At 68.5% G+C, this 19386-nt stretch carries 12 protein-coding genes and 1 pseudogene; 7 read left to right on the plus strand and 6 right to left on the minus strand.

Going from position 1 to position 19386, the window contains the following annotated elements; translation table 11 throughout:
• Positions 1 to 2060: 2060 nt before the first annotated feature.
• The 3 genes and pseudogenes from ACFWXQ_RS10575 to ACFWXQ_RS10585 all read right to left on the minus strand — a co-directional run.
• A pseudogene (locus tag ACFWXQ_RS10575) lies at positions 2061 to 2342 on the minus strand (hypothetical protein); the annotation flags it as partial.
• 21 nt (positions 2343 to 2363) lie between these two features.
• Positions 2364 to 3407 (minus strand): trypsin-like peptidase domain-containing protein, encoded by a 1044-nt coding sequence (locus ACFWXQ_RS10580; RefSeq protein ID WP_383949213.1) that lies wholly within the window; start codon positions 3405 to 3407, stop codon positions 2364 to 2366.
• A 138-nt stretch (positions 3408 to 3545) separates the two neighbouring features.
• A complete protein-coding gene (locus ACFWXQ_RS10585; protein ID WP_383949216.1) occupies positions 3546 to 5246 on the minus strand; it encodes a PucR family transcriptional regulator in 1701 nt (566 codons plus the stop codon).
• A gap of 429 nt (positions 5247 to 5675) precedes the next feature.
• Here ACFWXQ_RS10585 and ACFWXQ_RS10590 point away from each other — a divergent pair, with 429 nt between their 5' ends.
• The 5 genes from ACFWXQ_RS10590 to ACFWXQ_RS10610 all read left to right on the plus strand — a co-directional run bounded on the left by ACFWXQ_RS10590 (position 5676) and on the right by ACFWXQ_RS10610 (position 12474).
• Positions 5676 to 6566 (plus strand): FAD binding domain-containing protein, encoded by an 891-nt coding sequence (locus tag ACFWXQ_RS10590; RefSeq protein WP_383949218.1) that lies wholly within the window; start codon positions 5676 to 5678, stop codon positions 6564 to 6566.
• Entirely contained in the window at positions 6566 to 7159 is a 594-nt protein-coding gene (locus ACFWXQ_RS10595; protein ID WP_383949220.1) for a (2Fe-2S)-binding protein, read from the plus strand. Before ACFWXQ_RS10590 ends, ACFWXQ_RS10595 begins: the two co-directional genes overlap by 1 nt.
• Before the next feature lie 2 nt (positions 7160 to 7161).
• Positions 7162 to 9561, plus strand: a complete 2400-nt coding sequence (locus tag ACFWXQ_RS10600; RefSeq protein ID WP_383949223.1) for a xanthine dehydrogenase family protein molybdopterin-binding subunit — start codon at positions 7162 to 7164, stop codon at positions 9559 to 9561.
• A 237-nt stretch (positions 9562 to 9798) separates the two neighbouring features.
• Positions 9799 to 11256, plus strand: coding sequence for an NCS2 family permease (locus tag ACFWXQ_RS10605; RefSeq protein WP_383949226.1), 1458 nt, complete (start codon positions 9799 to 9801; stop codon positions 11254 to 11256).
• Between the two features lie 60 nt (positions 11257 to 11316).
• The gene (locus ACFWXQ_RS10610) at positions 11317 to 12474 is read left to right on the plus strand and encodes an XdhC family protein (RefSeq protein ID WP_383949229.1); all 1158 of its coding nucleotides are present in this window, start codon (positions 11317 to 11319) and stop codon (positions 12472 to 12474) included.
• 80 nt (positions 12475 to 12554) lie between these two features.
• Here the strand turns inward: ACFWXQ_RS10610 and ACFWXQ_RS10615 are convergent, their stop codons facing one another.
• A complete protein-coding gene (locus tag ACFWXQ_RS10615) occupies positions 12555 to 13214 on the minus strand; it encodes a TOPRIM nucleotidyl transferase/hydrolase domain-containing protein (protein ID WP_383949232.1) in 660 nt (219 codons plus the stop codon).
• A 61-nt stretch (positions 13215 to 13275) separates the two neighbouring features.
• On the opposite strand from ACFWXQ_RS10615, the gene ACFWXQ_RS10620 reads away from it, so the two are divergent.
• On the plus strand, positions 13276 to 13812 hold the full coding sequence (locus ACFWXQ_RS10620) for an NUDIX hydrolase (RefSeq protein WP_383949235.1): 537 nt from the start codon (positions 13276 to 13278) through the stop codon (positions 13810 to 13812).
• A 42-nt stretch (positions 13813 to 13854) separates the two neighbouring features.
• Here ACFWXQ_RS10620 and ACFWXQ_RS10625 read toward each other — a convergent pair whose 3' ends face one another.
• On the minus strand, positions 13855 to 15612 hold the full coding sequence (locus ACFWXQ_RS10625) for a hypothetical protein (RefSeq protein WP_383949238.1): 1758 nt from the start codon (positions 15610 to 15612) through the stop codon (positions 13855 to 13857).
• 122 nt (positions 15613 to 15734) lie between these two features.
• Between ACFWXQ_RS10625 and ACFWXQ_RS10630 the strand changes: the two genes are divergently transcribed.
• The gene (locus tag ACFWXQ_RS10630) at positions 15735 to 17198 is read left to right on the plus strand and encodes a hypothetical protein (RefSeq protein ID WP_383949241.1); all 1464 of its coding nucleotides are present in this window, start codon (positions 15735 to 15737) and stop codon (positions 17196 to 17198) included.
• Between the two features lie 729 nt (positions 17199 to 17927).
• Here ACFWXQ_RS10630 and ACFWXQ_RS10635 read toward each other — a convergent pair.
• The gene (locus ACFWXQ_RS10635; RefSeq protein ID WP_383944326.1) at positions 17928 to 19337 is read right to left on the minus strand and encodes a Gfo/Idh/MocA family protein; all 1410 of its coding nucleotides are present in this window, start codon (positions 19335 to 19337) and stop codon (positions 17928 to 17930) included.
• Between the last annotated feature and the right edge of the window lie 49 nt (positions 19338 to 19386).

Here is a 19386-nt window from a genome sequence, read left to right on the forward strand (position 1 = left end):
TCGTCATTCGGGAACTCGTAGCGCCAGGTGGCGAGGTATGCCTGGGAGTCGAATTGCTCATTCGTTGCGGCCGCACCGCGCAGCTCGTCATTGAGCGCCTCGTACAACTGGACGAGGAAAAGCCGGTCCTCCTCAAGCTCGGCCAGTCGCTGCTCGTACTGTGCCACGGCCGCTTCGCGATAGCGTTCGGCGAGCGGACCGCTCGCCGAGTCGAATGCCTCCCGACACATCGCCAGCCACGGAAGCTCCGTGTAGGCGAGGCCGCGGTTGGTCTTGAGGACCGTCGGCACAGCTTCGGACAGCCGGTCGTCAGTGCAATGGGTCGTCAGCCACTCCACGCGCCTGTGCAGTTCCTGACGGTCATTCCCTGGCGCCACGATCAGCAACTGCACCGCGAGCGTCACCGCTTCCCGTCCCGGCATGGCCAAGAGCAACTGCACCTCCTGGGGCACCGCGGCGGAGGGCAAGCGAAGCAGGGCGTGCCGGGCCGCGGCCAGCACACCCCGGTTGTCGTCCCACAGCAGGCCATTGAGGAGCCGCAGTCCTTGGGGGGCTCCGTCTGCTGTGATCTTGGGTGACTGTTCCGCGACGATGCGCCTGACGAAGTCGACGTTGTGCCCGGCTAGTTCACGCAGGAAGTCCCAGAAGGGCGGGCCGTGGCGGCGGTCGAGCTGAAAAGCCAGCAGTGTCGCGATGCCTCGCCACTTCCAGTTCCGGTTGACCATCTGGCGGACCATTGCGATGTGGATCAGCTCCGAGGGCCTGAGATCCTCCAGCCGCAGGACGAGGAACTCCAGCGCTCCTCGCAGGGAGGGGAATCCGTCTTCCGCTTCTATCAGCGCAATTGTGTCGGAGACAATGACCTCGAGGGTCTTCGCCGACCAGCCGTGGTCGACGTACAGGCTGAGGGCGAGCACATACTCGGCGAACCGATCGTAGATGAAGACGACGTTGCGTACGCCCAGCTCCTCGTCGACGCTCTCCTCGAGGATGATTTCTTCGTCTATGACCCGGCTGTAGAGCGAGTCACTGCTGTCCAATTCGGCGGAGACGCAGCGCAGCCGGGCCGCCACGGCGTTTCGGGGCACCGTCGTGCTACGGGCTTCCCGCATGAGGCGTGCGACATCCAGAAGCAGTTCGGCCACTGCGCCCCTGCTCTTGAGCGAGGTCGTGTCGGCGACCTGTTCGACCTTGCGTTCCCAGAACAGTTTGAACAGTCTGAAGAGGCGGAAATCATCGACGACGCCGACGTCCTGGCCGCGGTAGGCCTCGCAGAAGATACGCAGCACCAAGGCGTGCCTGCAGCGCTCGGCTGCTTCGCCCCGGAGCTCTCCCCGGATGCCGAACGCGGTGAAGTAGTCGGCGGCGACTTGAGCGAAGGCGTCGGTGGGGAACAGCGGTACGTCGTCCACGCGAGTGGACGACGCCCTGATTCCGGCGGGTGCAAGGGTCCGCTGACCTACATAGCTGGACCAGAAGGAGGTCCGATAGAACTGCCAGAAATCGGTACGGCAGGTGATCACGACCTTGACGCCTGCACTCTCCGCCTGCCGTAGTAGCTCGTGCAGGGCCGCCTTCATGTCGTCCGGCTTGGCAGGTGATTCGTTGATGGCGTCGAGTAGTAGCAACGGGTGTGGCCCCAGGGCGCTCACTTGGGCCAGGTCAGCGAAGCAACCTGGCCAGTCGATGCCGTAGCCGAGCCGGCCTGCGATCAGGCTCAGCAGGCCGTGTGGCTCCGAAACCGGAACGCGGGCCGACATCATCAGGACGACCGAGTCGTCGACGGTCCTTTCGGCCAGTGCGCACAGCAGGCTGGTCTTGCCGCGGCCCGGCTTAGAGACGATCAGCAGACAGGAGCTGTCGTCGGCTAGGAATTCCGCGACGCGGTCTTCCAGCTCTTCATGGCGGAAGTAGAGATCCCGGAGATACTTCGAGCCGACCTCGGAGATCTCCTTCAGTGTGTTCTCGCGAGCGCGAGCGCGCAGGGTGGCGATTGGTGTTCCGGCCGTCATGAGTTCAGCGATTTCGGTGCGCGTGAGCCGCCGGATCTCGTCGGCGAGCGCGATCAGCTGATCTTTGCGGTCCACCCCTACGACGGTGACCTCTGCCAGGCGTGTAATGAGGTCGGCCAGGGCTTTGGGGCCGCTCGGCGCCAGCGTGTTGATGAGAGAGCTGAAGAAGGTGACTGTGCTGCCACCGTGGACGTCCAGATGCCTGGTGAGTCCTTCGTATCCCGCGTTCGCCAGGAGGTACTCCCGCTGTCCCGGCTGGGTGATGCCCGGCAGGGAAGCGAGGGTCTGGATAAGTCTGCCGCGCAGGCTCCCTGTGTGCGCGTTGTGCATGGGTGTGCCCTCCGGTGGTGATCAGCTGAGACGTGAGCGGAGTTCCGGTGGGAGCCGGTCCAGAATCCGGCTGGTGCGGAATCCCTCGTTGCGGAAGTAACGGCTGCCGGTGGCAGGTTCTTTGAGATTGCCTCCGGCGTGGTGGACGGCGCAAACCCGCCAGTCGTCGGTCAGCACAGGCGAGCCGGATGAGCCGGGGAGTGTGGCCGTGACGTACTGGATCACGTTGGCGTCGACGTATTCGACGAAGTTGCTTTGCATGGCGATCTGCTTGGGTTGCCCGCCGGGGTGCTGGATGATGTTCACCCGCTCACCAGGCAGGGGCGGTGAGGCGGCGAGGGGCAGCTGGCCCCAGCGTTCGCCGGGACGGCCGTCCAACTCGACGAGGGTGAAGTCGAGACTCCGATCGCAGAGGAAGAGCCGCCCGCTGGCCCGTACGGCTTCGACGGGGCGGGGGCGGCCTGCAGGATCGTCTTCGTAGTTGAAGAGGAACCGGGTTCCCTCGAGGAGGTCCTCCTGCGGCAGTACATGCTCATTGGTCAGTAGGAGGTCGTCCGAGACCAGAAAGCCCGTGCCGGTCCAGCCGGTCGCTTGCTGACGGACCTCGATGTGACACACGGAGCGGGCGGAGTCCAGGGCTCGCTCCAGGAAGTGGACCGGGCGGAGCGTGTTGCTGGTGATGATCTTCTCGTCGACGGCCCCGGGGGTGTCAGCCCCCATCCAGGAGGTGATCGTGCGAGTCGGGGAGACTGGCACCATCATGAGGTGTTTGATCAACAGGCCTGCGATGAAGTCCTGTTGTTCCTTGCCAGTGAGCGTGGCGACGAGGTTGAGGAAGAGGCCGAGAGCCTCGTGGTCGCGGGAGAACCGGCCATACGCTGACAGATGGCTGACGGTGCGGCTGGCCGCCACGAGCGGGGGGCCGCTGAGGTCGATTTGAGGCACCAGACCCCTGAGCCCGGCGAGGGTGAGCACCTCTGCACGGCCTGACTCGGTGGAGAGCATGGGCATGGAGGCCAGAAGCGTGACGAGTCGTTGACGTTCTTCCACCGTGAGTTCGACCATCGGACCCTCCCCCGTGCCCCCGTGCCCCCCGTTCGCACCGGAGTGCCCCATGGTGCCAGCAGACTGGACGTCAAGCACCTGTTATGCGCGCACTCGTGCTGGTCAACTGGACGGGGCGAGGCGAAGCGCGGCGGGCGATCAGCTCATGCGCAACGCGAGGAAGAAGTCGAGCTTGTCCTCCAGGCGGGAAAGATCGCGACTCGTCAACTGCTCGATGCGTCCCACCCGGTAGCGCAGCGTGTTGACGTGCAGGTGCAGACGGGCCGCGCACCGGGTCCAGGAGCCGTCGCAGTCGAGGAACGCCTCAAGCGTGGGGATCAGCTCGGCGCGGTGGCGCCGGTCGTAGTCGCGGAGGGGGTCGAGGAGCCGCGCGGTGAAGGCGCGGCGCACGTCGTCAGGCACGAAGGGCAGGAGCAGGACGTGTGACGCCAGCTCCTGGTGCCCGGCCGCGCACACCCGGCCGGCCCGCGCCGCGGCGACCCGGCGCGCGTGCCGGGCCTCCTCCAGGGCGCCGCGCAGCCCCTCCGCCGAATGCACGGAGGCGCTGACGCCGAGCGTGAGCCGCCCGTCGTCGTCGAGCCCCGCCGACAGCGGGTCCCGTACGGCCGCCAGGAGGGTGTCCGCGTGCAGCCCGGCCTCCGATCCGTCGTGCTCCGAGGAAACCGCCGGAAGCGGTACGAGCGCGATGGCCTCCTCACCCGTATGGGCGACCGCGATCCGGTCGGACGGCTCGGGACCGGACGACAGCGGGTCGACGAGGATCTCCTCCAGGAGCGTCTGCGCCACCGCACCGCCCTCGATCTCCCCGCCGTCCCACTCCACGCGGGCGACCACGACCTGCCAGTGCGGGGCCGCGCCGAGCCCGGGCAGCAGCACGGGCGCCGCGACCCGCAGCCGCGCCGCGATCTCGCCGGGCGCGGCACCGGTCTGCACCAGTTCGAGGACCTCCTGCGCGAGCCGCCGCCGCACCGTGCGTGCCGCGTCCCGCCGGTCCCGCTCCACGGAGATCAGCTGGGTCACGCCCTCCAGCAGGTCGAGCCGCTCCGCGGGCCAGTCCCCGGCGTCGGCCTCGACCGCGAGGAGCCAGTCCGACAGGACCGTCTCGCGGACGTCCCGTGAGCCCGGTGCACCCGCCGTCGCACCCGCCGCGCCCGTGCCCCGCGTGCTGCTGCGGATCGGGAAGAGCGAGTACGTAGTGCCGCGCACCGCCACCCGGTAGGGCCCGCGCCGCCCGGTGCGGACCGCCGCCAGGTGCTCGCCCGCCAGCGCCGCGCACACCGCGGAGGGCAGCCCCGGCTCGGCGCCGGGGGAGCCCGCGATGAGGCGCCCGGCGGGGGAGAGCACCCAGGCCCGCAGGTCCAGGTCGGAGCCGAGCAGGTCCAGGACCACGTCGGGGCCGCCGCCCGCGGGACCCGAGGTCATCATCCGGCGGTGCCGGTCCACCACGGCCGCCAGATCCCCGGCGCGCTCGCCCGACACCTGCCGTACGACGTGCTCGGTGATCGTCGCGAAGGCCACCGACTCGTTGACGGCGAACAACGGCAGCCGGTGCCGCGCACAGGCCGCCACCAGGTCCTCCGGAATGGGACCCAGCTCGGCCTCGCCCGCGGCCAGCGCGGTGACCCCGGCGCTTGCGAGGATCCGTACGAACGGCTCCGAATCGGTGGCGTCGCGGCGCCAGGCGAGCCCCGTGAGCACCAGCTCGCCGCCCGAGAGATAGCGGCTGGGGTCCCGCAGATCCGTGGTCATCACGCCACGGACCGTGCGGTCCAGCTCGTCCTCGCCGCCGAGCAGCCGCAGGCCCAGCGCGTCGGTGTCCAGCAGTGCGCGCAGCCGCATTCTCGTCGCCGCCGTTCTGTCTCGAAAACTACGATGGATCTGGATGGTTCCGGAGGGACCCGAGAATGGATGCCCCGTGCACGGGTTCCCGGGTTCCGCAGAGTGGGCCCGAGGGGTCCGGTGGACGATGGTTCCGGCCCTCATGGCCCGTGTCCTGGGCTTTCGCGACAGGTGGTCGCTGATTCCCGGCGCTGCGTGTGGTGTTTCCAGAGAAAAGCGGGGAGGTTACTGATGACCTCCGTTCATACGAATCTACAAGATGCGCGCCCTGGCCAGCGAACTCCTTCATGGTTTCGGTGACTGACCCAGGTGCGGGACGGCGCTGTGTACTGATTTCAATCCACGTGAACAACGTATGAACGAGCCGGGCCCGCCGCACACGAACTGGCTTGATCAGAACCATCCACGAGACGAAGAAGAGAGCCGGTCATGGACTTCCTTCGCCCCGCCAGCTGGGAGGAGGCGCTCGCCGCGAAGGCCGAGCACCCCACCGCTGTGCCGATTGCGGGTGGCACCGACGTGATGGTCGAGATCAACTTCGACCACCGCCGGCCCGAGTACCTGCTGGATCTGAACCGCATCGGCGAACTGGGTGAGTGGGAGGTCGGCGAGGAGTCCGTCCGCCTCGGCGCCTCGGTCCCGTACACGGCGATCATGGAGCAGCTGCGCGGCGAGCTGCCCGGCCTGGCCCTCGCCTCCCACACGGTGGCCTCCCCGCAGATCCGCAACCGCGGCGGCGTCGGCGGCAACCTCGGCACCGCCTCCCCGGCCGGTGACGCCCACCCCGCCCTCCTCGCGGCGGGTGCCGAGGTCGAGGCCCAGTCGGTACGGGGCACGCGGCTGATCCCGATCGACGAGTTCTACACCGGCGTGAAGCGCAACGCGCTCGCCGCCGACGAGCTCATCCGGGCCGTCCACATCAAGAAGGCCGACGGCCCGCAGCAGTACTCGAAGGTCGGCACCCGCAACGCCATGGTGATCGCGGTCTGCGCCTTCGGTCTGGCCCTGCACCCCGACACCCGCACGGTCCGCACCGGCATCGGCTCGGCCGCGCCCACGCCCGTACGGGCCAGGGCCGCCGAGGAGTTCCTGAACGCGGCGCTCGACGAGGGCGGCTTCTGGGACAACGGCAGGATCATCACCCCGTCGGTCGCCAAGCAGTTCGCGGAGCTGTGCTCGGGCGCCTGCAACCCGATCGACGACGTCCGGGGCACGGCCAGCTACCGCCGCCACGCGGTCGGCATCATGGCCCGCCGCACGCTGACCTGGACCTGGGAGTCGTACCGCGGCACCGCCGCCCGTTCGGAGGGAGTCGCGTAATGCGCGTCAATTTCACGGTCAACGGCCGTCCGCAGGAAGCCGACGACGTCTGGGAGGGCGAGAGCCTGCTCTACGTCCTGCGCGAGCGCATGGGCCTGCCCGGCTCCAAGAACGCCTGCGAGCAGGGCGAGTGCGGCTCCTGCACGGTCCGCCTGGACGGCGTACCGGTGTGTTCGTGTCTGGTCGCGGCCGGCCAGGTCGAGGGCCGCGAGGTCGTCACGGTCGAGGGCCTCGCCGACTTCGCCAAACAGCGCGCGGAGCACGGGGGTTGTGCCTCCGCAGGCTCCGGAGCCTGCGGTACGCCCCTGGACGCGGCCAAGCAGTGGGAGGCCAAGCCGTCCGACTCGCAGACCGGCGAGGGCACCGAACTCTCCCCGATCCAGCAGGCGTTCATCGACGCCGGCGCCGTCCAGTGCGGCTTCTGCACGCCCGGCCTGCTGGTCGCCGCCGACGAGATGCTGGAGCGCAACCCGACCCCGAGCGACGGGGACATCCGCGAGGCGCTGTCGGGCAACCTCTGCCGCTGCACCGGCTACGAGAAGATCATGGACGCGGTCCGCCTGGCGGCCGCCCGACAGGGAGAGGTGGTCTGACGATGGCCGGCAAAAGCGCTCCCCTCGGCACTCCCACCAAGGTCACCCAGGGTTCCCGGACCAAGGGCGGCATCGGCGAGTCCACCCTCCGCCCGGACGGCATCCTCAAGGTCACCGGCGAGTTCGCGTACTCCTCCGACATGTGGCACGAGGACATGCTCTGGGGCCAGATTCTGCGCTCCACGGTCGCGCACGCCGAGATCGTCTCCATCGACACCGGCGAGGCCCTCGCGACACCCGGCGTCTACGCCGTCATGACGTACGACGACCTGCCGACCGCGGTGAAGAACTACGGCCTGGAGATCCAGGACACCCCGGTGCTCGCACACGGCAAGGTCCGCCACCACGGCGAGCCGGTCGCGATCGTCGCCGCCGACCACCCGGAGACCGCCCGCCGCGCCGCCGCCAAGATCAAGGTGGAGTACCGCGAACTGCCGGTCATCACGGACGAGGCGTCCGCGACCGCGCCGGACGCGATCCTCGTCCACGAGGGCCGCGACGACCACCACATCGGCCACGTCCCGCACCCGAACATCGTGCACCGCCAGCCGATCATTCGCGGAGACGTGGCATCCGCTCGGGAACGAGCGGACTTCATCGTCGAGGGCGAGTACACCTTCGGCATGCAGGACCAGGCCTTCCTCGGCCCCGAGTCCGGCCTCGCCGTACCCTCCGAGGACGGTGGCGTCGACCTCTACATCGCCACCCAGTGGCTGCACTCGGACCTCAAGCAGATCGCACCGGTCCTCGGCCTGCCCGAGGACAAGGTCCGTATGACGCTCTCCGGCGTCGGCGGCGCGTTCGGCGGTCGCGAGGACCTGTCGATGCAGATCCACGCCTGCCTCCTCGCACTGCGCACCGGCAAGCCCGTCAAGATCGTCTACAACCGCTTCGAGTCGTTTTTCGGCCACGTCCACCGCCACCCCGCGAAGCTCCACTACGAGCACGGGGCCACGAAGGACGGCAGGCTCACGCACATGAAGTGCCGCATCGTCCTGGACGGCGGCGCCTACGCGTCGGCGTCCCCGGCGGTGGTCGGCAACGCGGCATCCCTGTCCGTCGGCCCGTACGTACTCGAAGACGTCGACATCGAGGCGATCGCCCTCTACTCCAACAACCCGCCCTGCGGCGCCATGCGCGGCTTCGGCGCGGTCCAGGCGTGCTTCGCCTACGAGGCACAGATGGACAAGCTCGCCGACAAGGTCGGCATGGACCGGGTCGAGTTCCGCCAGCTGAACGCGATGACACAAGGCACGATCATGCCGACCGGCCAGCCCGTGGACTCCCCGGCCCCGGTCGCCGAACTCCTGCGCCGCGTCAAGGCGATGCCCATGCCGCCGGAGCAGCAGTGGCTCGCCGCGGGCGAGGCGGCCGACGTCCGCCAGCTGCCGGGCGGCCTCTCCAACACCACCCACGGCGAAGGCGTCGTACGAGGCGTCGGCTACGCGGTCGGCATCAAGAACGTCGGCTTCTCCGAGGGCTTCGACGACTACTCAACGGCCAAGGTCCGCATGGAAGTTGTCGGCGGAGAGCCGGTGGCCACCGTCCACACCGCGATGGCGGAGGTCGGCCAGGGCGGCGTCACCGTCCACGCACAGATCGCCCGCACCGAGCTGGGCGTCGCCCAGGTGACGATCCACCCGGCCGACACCCAGGTGGGCTCGGCGGGTTCGACCTCCGCGTCCCGTCAGACGTACGTCACCGGCGGCGCCGTCAAGAACTCCTGCGAGCTGGTCCGCGAGAGGGTCCTGGAGATCGGCCGCCGCAAGTTCGGTACGTACCACCCCGCTTGGGCCACCGCCGAACTGCTCCTTGAGGGCGGCAAGGTCGTCACCGACGGCGGCGAGGTACTGGCCGACCTGGTGGACGTCCTCGAAGACGAATTCGTAGAGGTCGAGGAGGAGTGGCGGCACCGGCCGACCGAGCCCTTCGACCTCCGTACGGGCCAGGGCTTCGGCCATGTCCAGTACTCCTTCGCCGCCCATCGCGCGGTCGTCGAGGTGGACACCGAACTGGGCCTGGTGAAGGTCATCGAACTGGCCTGCGCCCAGGACGTCGGCAAGGCGCTCAACCCGCTGTCCGTCATCGGCCAGATCCAGGGCGGTACGACCCAGGGCCTGGGCATCGCGGTCATGGAGGAGATCATCGTCGACCCCAAGACGGCGAAGGTCAGGAACCCGTCCTTCACCGACTACCTCATCCCCACGATCCTCGACACGCCGACCATCCCCGTCGACGTGCTCGAACTCGCCGACGACCACGCGCCGTACGGGCTCCGTGGCATCGGCGAGGCACCGACTCTGTCGTCAACTCCGGCCGTGCTAGCGGCAATCCGGAACGCGACGGGCTTGGAGCTCAACAGGACGCCGGTCCGACCGGAACACCTCACCGGCACGGCATAGGCGACCCGCTGTAGCTGTGGGCAGGCGTTCCGCAGGGCGGAACGGGTGGGCACAGCTACAGCACCCCGGCACCGGGCGACCGTACGTCCAACGGCACCCCGGTACCGGTCCAAGTGCGCACCACGATTCGTTCGTCTCGGGCCGTCCCCCGGGTCGTGCGGCCGAAGCACCTTCCCAAATCCCGTACACGCCGAAGGCAACAGCGGGTGCCCCTGTGAACCTTGGGAGTAGGCCCACATGACCCAGCAGTCACTGGAGCCGAGGACCACCGCCGACGATGCGGGTGAAGGAACCCGTATCCCGGCCGGCAGGTCCTGGCTCGACCGGTACTTTCACATATCCAAGCGAGGAAGCTCGGTCGCGCGTGAGGTGCGCGGCGGCGTCACCACCTTCATGGCGATGGCGTACATCCTGCTGCTCAACCCCCTGATCCTGTCCGGCAAGGACGCGGCGGGGGACACGCTCGGCCAGAAGGCACTGATCACCGCGACCGCGTTCGCGGCGGCCTTCACCACGCTTCTGATGGGCTTCTTCGGCAAGGTGCCGCTCGCCCTGGCCGCCGGACTCTCCGTCTCCGGCGTCCTTTCCTCGCAGGTCGCACCCCAGATGACCTGGCCGCAGGCCATGGGCATGTGTGTGATGTACGGCGTCGTGATCATGCTGCTGGTGGTCACCGGGCTGCGCGAGATGATCATGAACGCCATCCCCCTCGCGCTGAAGCACGCGATCACCATGGGCATCGGCCTGTTCATCGCCCTGATCGGCCTGGTGAAGGCGGGCTTCGTCCACCAGGGCAAGGCGACCCCGCTCTCCCTCGGCGCGACCGGCGAACTCGCCGGCTGGCCGGTCCTGCTCTTCGCCGTTACCCTGCTCGCCATCTTCATGCTCCAGGCGCGCGGCATCCCCGGCGCGATCCTGATCGGCATCGTCGGCGGCACCGTACTCGCCGTCGTCCTCAACGCCCTCGACGTCATCGACGCCAGGCAGTGGGCCAGTGGCGCGCCCGAACTGCACGGCAGCGCGGTGTCCATGCCGGACTTCTCGATCTTCGGAGACGTGGAGTTCGGCGGCTGGGGCGAGGTCGGCGCGATGACGGTCGGCATGATCGTCTTCACCCTGGTCCTCGCCGGGTTCTTCGACGCGATGGCCACCATCATCGGCGTCGGCACCGAGGCCAAGCTGGCCGACGACAAGGGCCGGATGCCGGGCCTGTCCAAGGCGCTGTTCATCGACGGCGCCGGAGGCGCGATCGGCGGCGTCTCGGGCGCCTCGGGCCAGACGGTGTTCGTCGAGTCCGCCACAGGCGTCGGCGAAGGCGCCCGCACGGGCCTGTCCTCCGTCATCACGGGCCTGTTCTTCGCGGCCTGTCTGTTCTTCACCCCGCTGACGGCGATCGTCCCGGGCGAGGTCGCGGCGGCGGCCCTGGTCGTCATCGGCGCCATGATGATGATGAACGCCCGGCACGTCGACTGGGCCGACCGCGCCACCGCGATCCCTGTCTTCCTGACGGTCGTGATCATGCCGTTCACGTACTCCATCACCGCGGGCGTCGCGGCCGGAGTCATCAGTTACGCAGCCATCAAGGTCGCCCAGGGCAGGGCCCGAGAGATCGGGGCCTTCATGTGGGGCCTGACGGCGATCTTCGTCGTCTACTTCGCGCTGAACCCGATCGAGAGCTGGATGGGCGTCCATTAGGAGCCCAGGCGCCCACACACCCGGACGCCTTCCCCGCAACCGCTGTTAGGAGACCGAGCCATGCTGGACATCGCCGAAGAGTTGCACCGGTGGGTCGAGCACGGGCGTGACTTCGCCGTGGCCACCGTGGTGACCGTCGGCGGCAGCGCGCCCCGCCAACCGGGCGCCGCGCTGGCCGTCGACTCCGACGGCACGGCGATCGGCTCGGTCTCCGGCGGCTGTGTGGAGGGCGCGGTGTACGAGCTGTGCCAACAGGCGTTGGCGGACGGGAAACCGGTCCTGGAACGCTTCGGCTACAGCGACGACGACGCATTCGCCGTGGGCCTGACCTGCGGCGGCATCATCGACATCCTGGTCACCCCGGTACGCGCCCCGGACCCCTCCCGGGAGATCTTCGCGTCGGCCCTCGCCACCGCCGCGCGCGGGGAGGCTGCGGCAGTGGCACGTATCGCATCCGGACCTCCGGAACTCCTGGGCCGCGCCCTGCTGGTCCGCCCGGACGGCTCGTACGAGGGCGGATTCGGCGCACACCCGGAGCTGGACCGCACAGTCATCGAGGAGGCAGGCGCCTTCCTGGACGCGGGCCGCACGGGCACCCTGGAAATCGGAGAGCAGGGCTCTCGCTGCGGAGCACCGCTCACACTTCTCATCGAATCGTCGGTTCCGCCCCCCAGGATGATCGTCTTCGGAGCGATCGACTTCGCCTCCGCCCTGGTCCGCATCGGCAAGTTCCTGAACTACCGCGTCACGGTGTGCGACGCCCGCCCGGTCTTCGCGACAGCGGCCCGCTTCCCGGAGGCGGACGAGATCGTGGTCGACTGGCCGCACCGCTACCTGGAGCGCACCCAGGTGGACGCCCGCACGGTCCTGTGCGTCCTGACCCACGACGCCAAGTTCGACGTACCCCTCCTCCAACTCGCGCTCCGCCTCCCCGTGGCGTACGTCGGCGCGATGGGCTCCCGCCGCACCCACCTGGACCGCAACGAACGCCTCCGCGAAGTCGGAGTCACGGAACTGGAGTTGGCGCGGCTCAGGTCTCCCATTGGCCTCGACCTTGGAGCCCGTACGCCCGAGGAGACGGCCCTCTCCATAGCGTCGGAGATAGTCGCGAACAGACGAGGCGGCACGGGAGTCTCACTGACGGGCGCCCACACCCCCATCCACCACGACAGATCATCAACACCGAAGCCCACCGCACGAATAGGTTCGGTGGCCTGACACGCACACACGCACACACGTGCCGCGGCCGAGGCGCAAAACGTGTCCGATGTCGTCCGACGTCGTCCGATGCCGTCCGATCAGACGTGGGCGAGAAGCCGCTCCAACGGCCGAGGCGTCCGCTCCAGATCCAGACTCTCGACCATCCCGCGCGCGTACTGGGCCTTGCGACCGCTGTGCGTCCCCAGGAACCTCCTCAACTGCTGCTCCACGGTCCGCTCCCGCTGGGCGGGCTGGTTCCGAAAAGTACGGAACGGCCGTGACTCCCCCTGATCCACCACGACCTGCTGCACGACGTCGACGCCGAGGGACCGGATCAACTCGTCCTCCAGATCCACGTCGCACACATAGAAACCAAGCGGTTCCAGCCCCTCGGGCGGGATGTCGGAACCGAGCCCGGCCCGCTCCAACGCCCGCCGGAAGAAGCGCTCCTCCCCGACATCGCACAAGCCGGCCAGTCGCACGCCAAGCCCCTGGGGCCCACACAGATCCACGAACCTGCCAACACTGGTCGCACCCCCGAGCGGCACAACCGACACACCTTCACTGTCCAGATCCCGACCACGCCGCGAGGCCAGCACCTCGACCGCGACCTGATCGCTGCCCCCCTCGACGAGCACGACCGTACGCAGCCCGACCCCGCCCGCCAGCTCCCGCGCACTCTCACCGGCCGCCGAAGCCCCCACCCCACCGGCCGCCCACTCGACAACGGCCCGCCGGAACCTCTCCATGTCGCTCATGGGCCCCAGTCTCGCAACTCCACTCGACCGCACTCCACAGACTTTTGGCAGGGTGGGCTCCATGACTCTCACGGGCGAGCCAGTGGAACGCGTGGACGAGCACGACCAGGTACTCGGCATAGTCGACAGGGGTGAAGCCATCCGCCGCGGCTGGCTGCACCGAGTGGCCACGGTCGTATGCCGTGACACCGAGGGACGCATACTCGTGCACCGCAGGCCGGAGCACGCCACCCGCTTCCCAGGCCGCTACAACTGGCTGCTGGGCGGAGCTGTCGAGGTGGGGGAGTCCTACGAGGAGGCAGCGACCCGGGAGCTGAAGGAGGAGCTCGGAATCAGGGTCACGGTCCGCTTCGCCTTCAAGTACCTCTGCCGGGGAGAGATCAGCCGGTACTGGATGGCAGTGCACGAGGCCGTCATCAATGAGGCCGTCACCGGCGGGGACGTCACTCCGGACCCATCGGAGATCGCGTGGCACGACTGGCTGCCCGAGGCCGCGCTGCGACAGAGACTGTGGCAGTGGCCCTTTGTCTCTGACAGCCGGGAGGCGTTCCTGAAGTACGACGCGCTCTCCGGCACCCTCCCAGCGGAACTTCCGTAACGGGACCGCCTGTCGGGCCGGTTGGGTCGGTGACCCGAGGGCTTACGAAGTCGCCGGTGACAGGGAGAACGAGAACTCGCGAGTCGTGTCGAGCAGTTCCTCCAAGGCATTCACGAGAGCGCCGCGCGCCTCGTCCGGCGACGACGCCGTCCTCCGGATGATCCGACCCTTGCCTATGATGCCGTGCAGATTGCCCGCTCTGTCCGCAACGTTTTGCAGCAGGTTTCCGATTCGGGCCAGGGCTTGGGAGAATTCCTTGCTCTGAAGCGCCGGGAACAGGTCCTTTCTCAGTACCAGGCGGAGTCTTAGGGCCTCACCCCTGACGAAGTCCGCCTGCCCCGGCGGCACAGTCCCGATGTGGGCCAGAGTGAGGTTCTCCAGCGGATACTGGAAGGTCTGCTGGATCTCCCTCAAAAACTTTTGGAGAGGCCCGGTATCGGCTGTCGTGGAAGTCTTCATGATGCCGCCAACTGCCGGTGGAGCGGGCACCTCCGCTTCGGCAGGTGCTGCCACCTCCGCTTCGGCAGGTGCTGCCACCTCCGCTTCGGCAGGTGCTGCCACGGCAGCGGCCCGTGCCGTGCGGGCGGCAACCGGAGACGGATTCACTGCGTCCAGGTCCGGCAGCAGATTCAGGACCGGCAAATCCCTGGGTCGATTCACCCGCATGCCGTCCAGGAAAGCCCCGCACGCCTCCGCGGCCAGGCGGAAGAACCACCAACGAACACTGTCCTGGTAGCGCTCGCGCGCGGTGACCATGAGCGCGCAGGCCTGGAGTGACAGGCACCACTGCTGCCGGAGCCAACTGGGCTCGATGTGGAGACTCGCGCCCCAGTCGAACATCGCCTCGCGCGCGCCGTCCACCGTGTCGGCCAGACCCTGAGGGATCAGCGGTCCGTCACAACGGGGGCCGATCAGCCCGGAAATCAGTTCACCTCGGGCGTCTTCTGACATATGGAGAAGGAAGGCGTCGGCCACCAGGCACAGGAGCAGATGGACGGGGTCGCGGGCCAGCAGAGCCTTGTCATCGAAACCCGACAGATCGATGAGAGTGAAGTCCTCGGTCGAGGCATCCTCCCGGACTGGCACCATGATGTTCCCCGGGTGCAGGTCGCCGTGGGCACGGCCCTTCGCGGTATAGCGGACCTTGTGTTGGCCGATGGGGCAATCATCCGCCAGGAAAAGCGGGTTGGGTACGGAGCGATCACCACCGGGCAGCGTGAACCACGGCAGCGACTCCGCCGCCGGGCCGAGCCGGCTGCGGACCCATGTGCGCAACGGCTCGTCGGTGTCGAGACGCCTGCCCAGCAGGTCCGTGACGAACTGGGCCGCCGACATGCTGTCGATCTTCGCCACGCGAGGATTCCACTCGCCAAGTACCCCCTCGACGATCGCCTTGGTGATCTCGGGCAGCCGCTGGGGCCGGCCGAGACCGGCGAGCGTCCCGGTCTCCTCCTTCCCGTCACCGGCGGGCCGCTGGAACATCAGCCAGGCATCACCCACCGGCCAGGGCCTGTCGACCAGTTCCACCAGATGTTCGGCGATGAATTTTCCATTGCCCATATCGCGACTCAACAGTGCCAAGCCGTGGTTGCGCGGCTCCGAGGCGGCCTCGCGGGACGGTGCGACCAATTTGATGATCATCCGGCCCTCAGGCTGCCCGGGATCCAGCCAGCTCACAAAGGCCGAGACGAGTTTCCCGCCGCTCCCACCCGTTTCCAGCGGCTCGGGCTCGGAGAGCTTCGCGTGATTGGCGTGCAGCCACTTGGCGAGCGCCAGATCGACGGCTTCGTCGTCGAACACGGCAGGGACCTCGGAAGGGGAACGCTCCATGACCTCAGTATGGACGGAAGCACCCGTGCCCGGTCGCCCATGCGAGGAATGGTCGGGACGTGATATGCCGTGCGAGGAGAAGGGGGATCACCATGGCACGCCGCAGGGGGAGTTGGCGCACCCGCCGTCCCACAGGACTCTCCGGCACGGTCGAGGCCGCCATGCTGCGCGCCGCGATCACCGCACACCCGCCGGGCGGCGGCCCCGCACCCCGCTACGAGGGTCTGCACGTCACAGGGACCCTCGACCTCAGCCACTGCCGGCTCGACACCGCCCTCGCGCTCGTTGACTGTGTGTTCGAAGAGTCCGTCGATCTCACACAACTCGCGCTTCCCGCACTGGACTTGTCCGGGTCCGTCCTGCCGGCTCTGCACGCCGACCGTGTGGTCGTCGACAGTGAAGTCCGCCTGACCGGCACTCGATTGGGGGACGGCGGCGAGGAACGGATCCCGCTGCTGGACCCGGCCACGGACCCCGACGGGGTCCGTGTGCCGCGGCGCATACAGGAAGGGGCCGCCGGGGGTGTCCTCCGACTGGCGGACGCGCGGATCGGCGGCAACCTCGTGGCCGAGGGGCTCACCGTGACGGGCACCGGGGCCTGGTCCATGCTCGCCCCGCGCCTGACGGTCGGCGGTTCGGTGCACGCCCGCGGCCTGAAGGCCTCCGGGGCCCTCTACCTCAGGGACGCGCGCGTCACGTATGCCGTCAACTTCCACGCCGCCGACGTGGGCGGCATCGACGCCACCGGGCTCGCCTGCAGCGGCGGCTTCTACGCAGACTGGGGCTTCCGCAGCGCGGGACAGGTACTGCTCCGGGCCGCCGAGATCGGGGGCGTCGTGACCTTCCACGACAGCGTGCTCGCGGAGCCAGGCGGGGCGCTGCTACTCAGCAGACTGAGGGTGCCGCGGCTCCGTCTCGACCTGCGCGAAGCCCCTGCCGGGCACGTCGTGCTGCAGGACGCGGCGGTGGACGTCCTGGTGGACTCCGAGGCGACCTGGCCCGCCGCCGGGAAGCTGCACCTCGAGGGATTCACGTACAAGCGTCTCGAAACCGCCGACGCAGTCGAAGTCCGCTCCCGCATGGGCTGGCTGACCCGTGACGTCCACGCGGGCACGGGTTCTTTCGAGCAACTGGCGAAGTCGTACGAGGCCGCAGGCGACGATCGCTCGGCCCGCACCGTACGGCACGCCCGCGAACGCCATCTGCATCGCCACGACCGTCTGTCGGGCCGGGTGTGGGGCGCGGTGCAGGACGTGCTGTTCGGCTACGGCTACGCACCTCGTCGAGCTCTCCTCTGGCTGGTCTCGCTGGCGACCGCCGGATCCCTGTGGTTTGCCAACTTCCCGCCCCGTGCGACCGGCGGGGACAACCGCCGCGCCTGGGATCCCGTTCTCTACAGCCTCGACCTCCTGATTCCGGTCGCGAGCCTCGGATACCGCGGAGCCTGGGACCCGCAGGGCGTTGACAAGGTGATGGCCGTTTTCCTCGTCGTATCCGGCTGGACCCTGGCGACCGCGGTCCTCGCCGGCGCGCGGCGGGTGCTCGGGCGCGGCTGACGGCTGATCTCCGGAGGCCCAGTCATGAAGGGGGGAGCACCAGTCCGCCGAGGCGGAGCGCCTTCAGGGACGCATCAACAATCGGTCCACGGCCCGCCCGAACGTCCACCGAGCCATCCGCTTCAGAACGGGATCGAGAGCCCGCGGGGCCAACCGCACCCCCAACTCCTCCCGCCACACCACCCGCGAGCCCGTATCCGCAGCCGGATGCACCTCGATCTCGGCCCACCCCGTGATGAACGTACCCCGCTTGACGAGCCGACACATTCCCGAGCCTCCATCTTGAGGAGGCCGCCACACGACAACCTCCATGGGGTCATCAAACGCAAGGCCCCCAACCCCGGACCGAGCCACGAACACGGTGCCCACCCCGCCCTCCGCCGCCCCTGTGACGACAGTGATCCGAGTCAACGGCACGACATCCGCATGCCGCTCCCACACAGTGAGCCGCCGCCAAGCCTCGCCGACACCCACCACGCTGTCCCGCTGCACAACAAAGAGAGCCACGCCAAGATCGTAGGCAAAAGCCACCCAAGTCACCCGCAGCCGCCAACGCGCGCGGGGCGGGGCCGTGCCGGTATGTCAACGTTCGCGACATACGGCTCCCGCTGGAAACGTTCACCGATGAAACCCAGGGCAGTATGCACGGCAGTCGCGAACGTGACATACCGGCACGGCCCCGCCCCACCCACCGGCCCGGAAGCGCCCAACCGCCCCCCGCAGCCGCCCTCACACATCCAACAAATCCCGCACCCGAACGGGCAACCCGCTAACGAACGACTCATTGGCGGCGAGCCCAGTGACCAACGACCTCGCCCCGTCCACCGCATCCGCGGCCCGCCCCAGGGCATCCCCGCCGGACCGATCCCCGAACAGATCGGCCAGCATCCGCACATCCCCACCCCCGTGCCCACCCTCAGCGGCGGCCCCCTCCCCGCCCCCGACCTTCACCTCACGCGCAGGCTCCCAGAACCGCCGCACCAACAACTCCGTACGCCCGACCTCATCCCCCACAGCCGCCCCGTGCATCACAGCACTCGCACCACCGGCCCCCACCGAGGACCGAGTCCACATCGACTCCTCCACCAACAGCTCCAACCGCCCCTCGCTCCCGTTGAAGGAAACGCGATACCCCTCCCAGGGCGAATAGGCGGTCAGGTGATACGTCAAAGACGCCCCGGACGCATACCGCACAAGCACAGCCATGTCGTCCTCGATGCTCACCCCGGCCCCGAACACGTTCTGGTCCCGGTGATACCCGTCCTCCCCCTCCGCCGACAGATACAGCGCACGCAGCACCTCGGAATCCGCAAGCCGCACCGCAAACGGATCACCCTCCGCCGCAGCAGCCCCATGAGCCCGGGCATAGGGCCGGGCAAGCCCCCGCCGCCGCCCGGCTTCCTCGCCGTAGAAGAACAGCCCGCCCTGCGCGAACACGGTCTCCGGCTCGGTCCCCAACCACCAGTTGACCAGGTCGAAGTGATGCGTGGCCTTGTGCACCATCAGCCCACCGGAGTTGGCCTTGTCCCGATGCCACCGCCGGAAGTAGTCCGCGCCGTGCCGCAGATCGAGCAGCCACTCGAAGTGCACAGACCCGACCTCACCGATCTCCCCGCCAGCGATGAGTTCCCGCACAGCCGAATGCACCGGGTTGTAGCGGTAGTTGAAGGCAACCCGCACATCACCCCCGGTCCGCCGCCGAACCTCAAGGATGCGACGGGCCTTGTCGGCGTCCGTGGTCATCGGCTTCTCCGTAACCACATCGCACCCCGCCTCCAACGCCCGCACGATGTAGTCGTCATGGGTGCGGTCGACACTGCACACCACAACAAGATCGACCCGCTCCCGCCGCAACATCACCTCGAAGTCCTCGGCGGCGTAAGCAGCCACGGCCCCCCGCCCAGGATGATCGGCCGCGATCCACTCGTTGTGAACGGCCATACGACGGGCGTTGACGTCACAGAAGCCCACCAACTCGATCCGGTCCGCGTACGGCCCGGTCAGCGCCGAGGTGAACATCCGCGCACGCGCACCCAGCCCCACGACAGCGCAACGCCGACGCTTCCCAGCGGCGGACGGGGCGGGCGCGCCAGACGAGACGGACGAGACAGAGGCAATGCAAGGGTCTTGTTCTGACATCAGGACCTTCCCTAGGGTCGTACCGGGGGGTGGAAGCGCTTTCTAGCGA

This window comes from Streptomyces sp. NPDC058697, assembly GCF_042715345.1.
In the GTDB taxonomy this organism is placed as follows: Bacteria; Actinomycetota; Actinomycetes; order Streptomycetales; family Streptomycetaceae; genus Streptomyces; species Streptomyces liliifuscus.

Coding starts and splice junctions, on each gene's coding strand:
- ACFWXQ_RS10580 (WP_383949213.1), bottom strand. CDS start 3,407: ATGGTCGAACTCACGGTGGAAGAACGTCAACGACTCGTCACGCTTCTG.
- ACFWXQ_RS10585 (WP_383949216.1), bottom strand. CDS start 5,246: ATGCGGCTGCGCGCACTGCTGGACACCGACGCGCTGGGCCTGCGGCTG.
- ACFWXQ_RS10590 (WP_383949218.1), top strand. CDS start 5,676: ATGGACTTCCTTCGCCCCGCCAGCTGGGAGGAGGCGCTCGCCGCGAAG.
- ACFWXQ_RS10595 (WP_383949220.1), top strand. CDS start 6,566: ATGCGCGTCAATTTCACGGTCAACGGCCGTCCGCAGGAAGCCGACGAC.
- ACFWXQ_RS10600 (WP_383949223.1), top strand. CDS start 7,162: ATGGCCGGCAAAAGCGCTCCCCTCGGCACTCCCACCAAGGTCACCCAG.
- ACFWXQ_RS10605 (WP_383949226.1), top strand. CDS start 9,799: ATGACCCAGCAGTCACTGGAGCCGAGGACCACCGCCGACGATGCGGGT.
- ACFWXQ_RS10610 (WP_383949229.1), top strand. CDS start 11,317: ATGCTGGACATCGCCGAAGAGTTGCACCGGTGGGTCGAGCACGGGCGT.
- ACFWXQ_RS10615 (WP_383949232.1), bottom strand. CDS start 13,214: ATGAGCGACATGGAGAGGTTCCGGCGGGCCGTTGTCGAGTGGGCGGCC.
- ACFWXQ_RS10620 (WP_383949235.1), top strand. CDS start 13,276: ATGACTCTCACGGGCGAGCCAGTGGAACGCGTGGACGAGCACGACCAG.
- ACFWXQ_RS10630 (WP_383949241.1), top strand. CDS start 15,735: ATGGCACGCCGCAGGGGGAGTTGGCGCACCCGCCGTCCCACAGGACTC.
- ACFWXQ_RS10635 (WP_383944326.1), bottom strand. CDS start 19,337: ATGTCAGAACAAGACCCTTGCATTGCCTCTGTCTCGTCCGTCTCGTCT.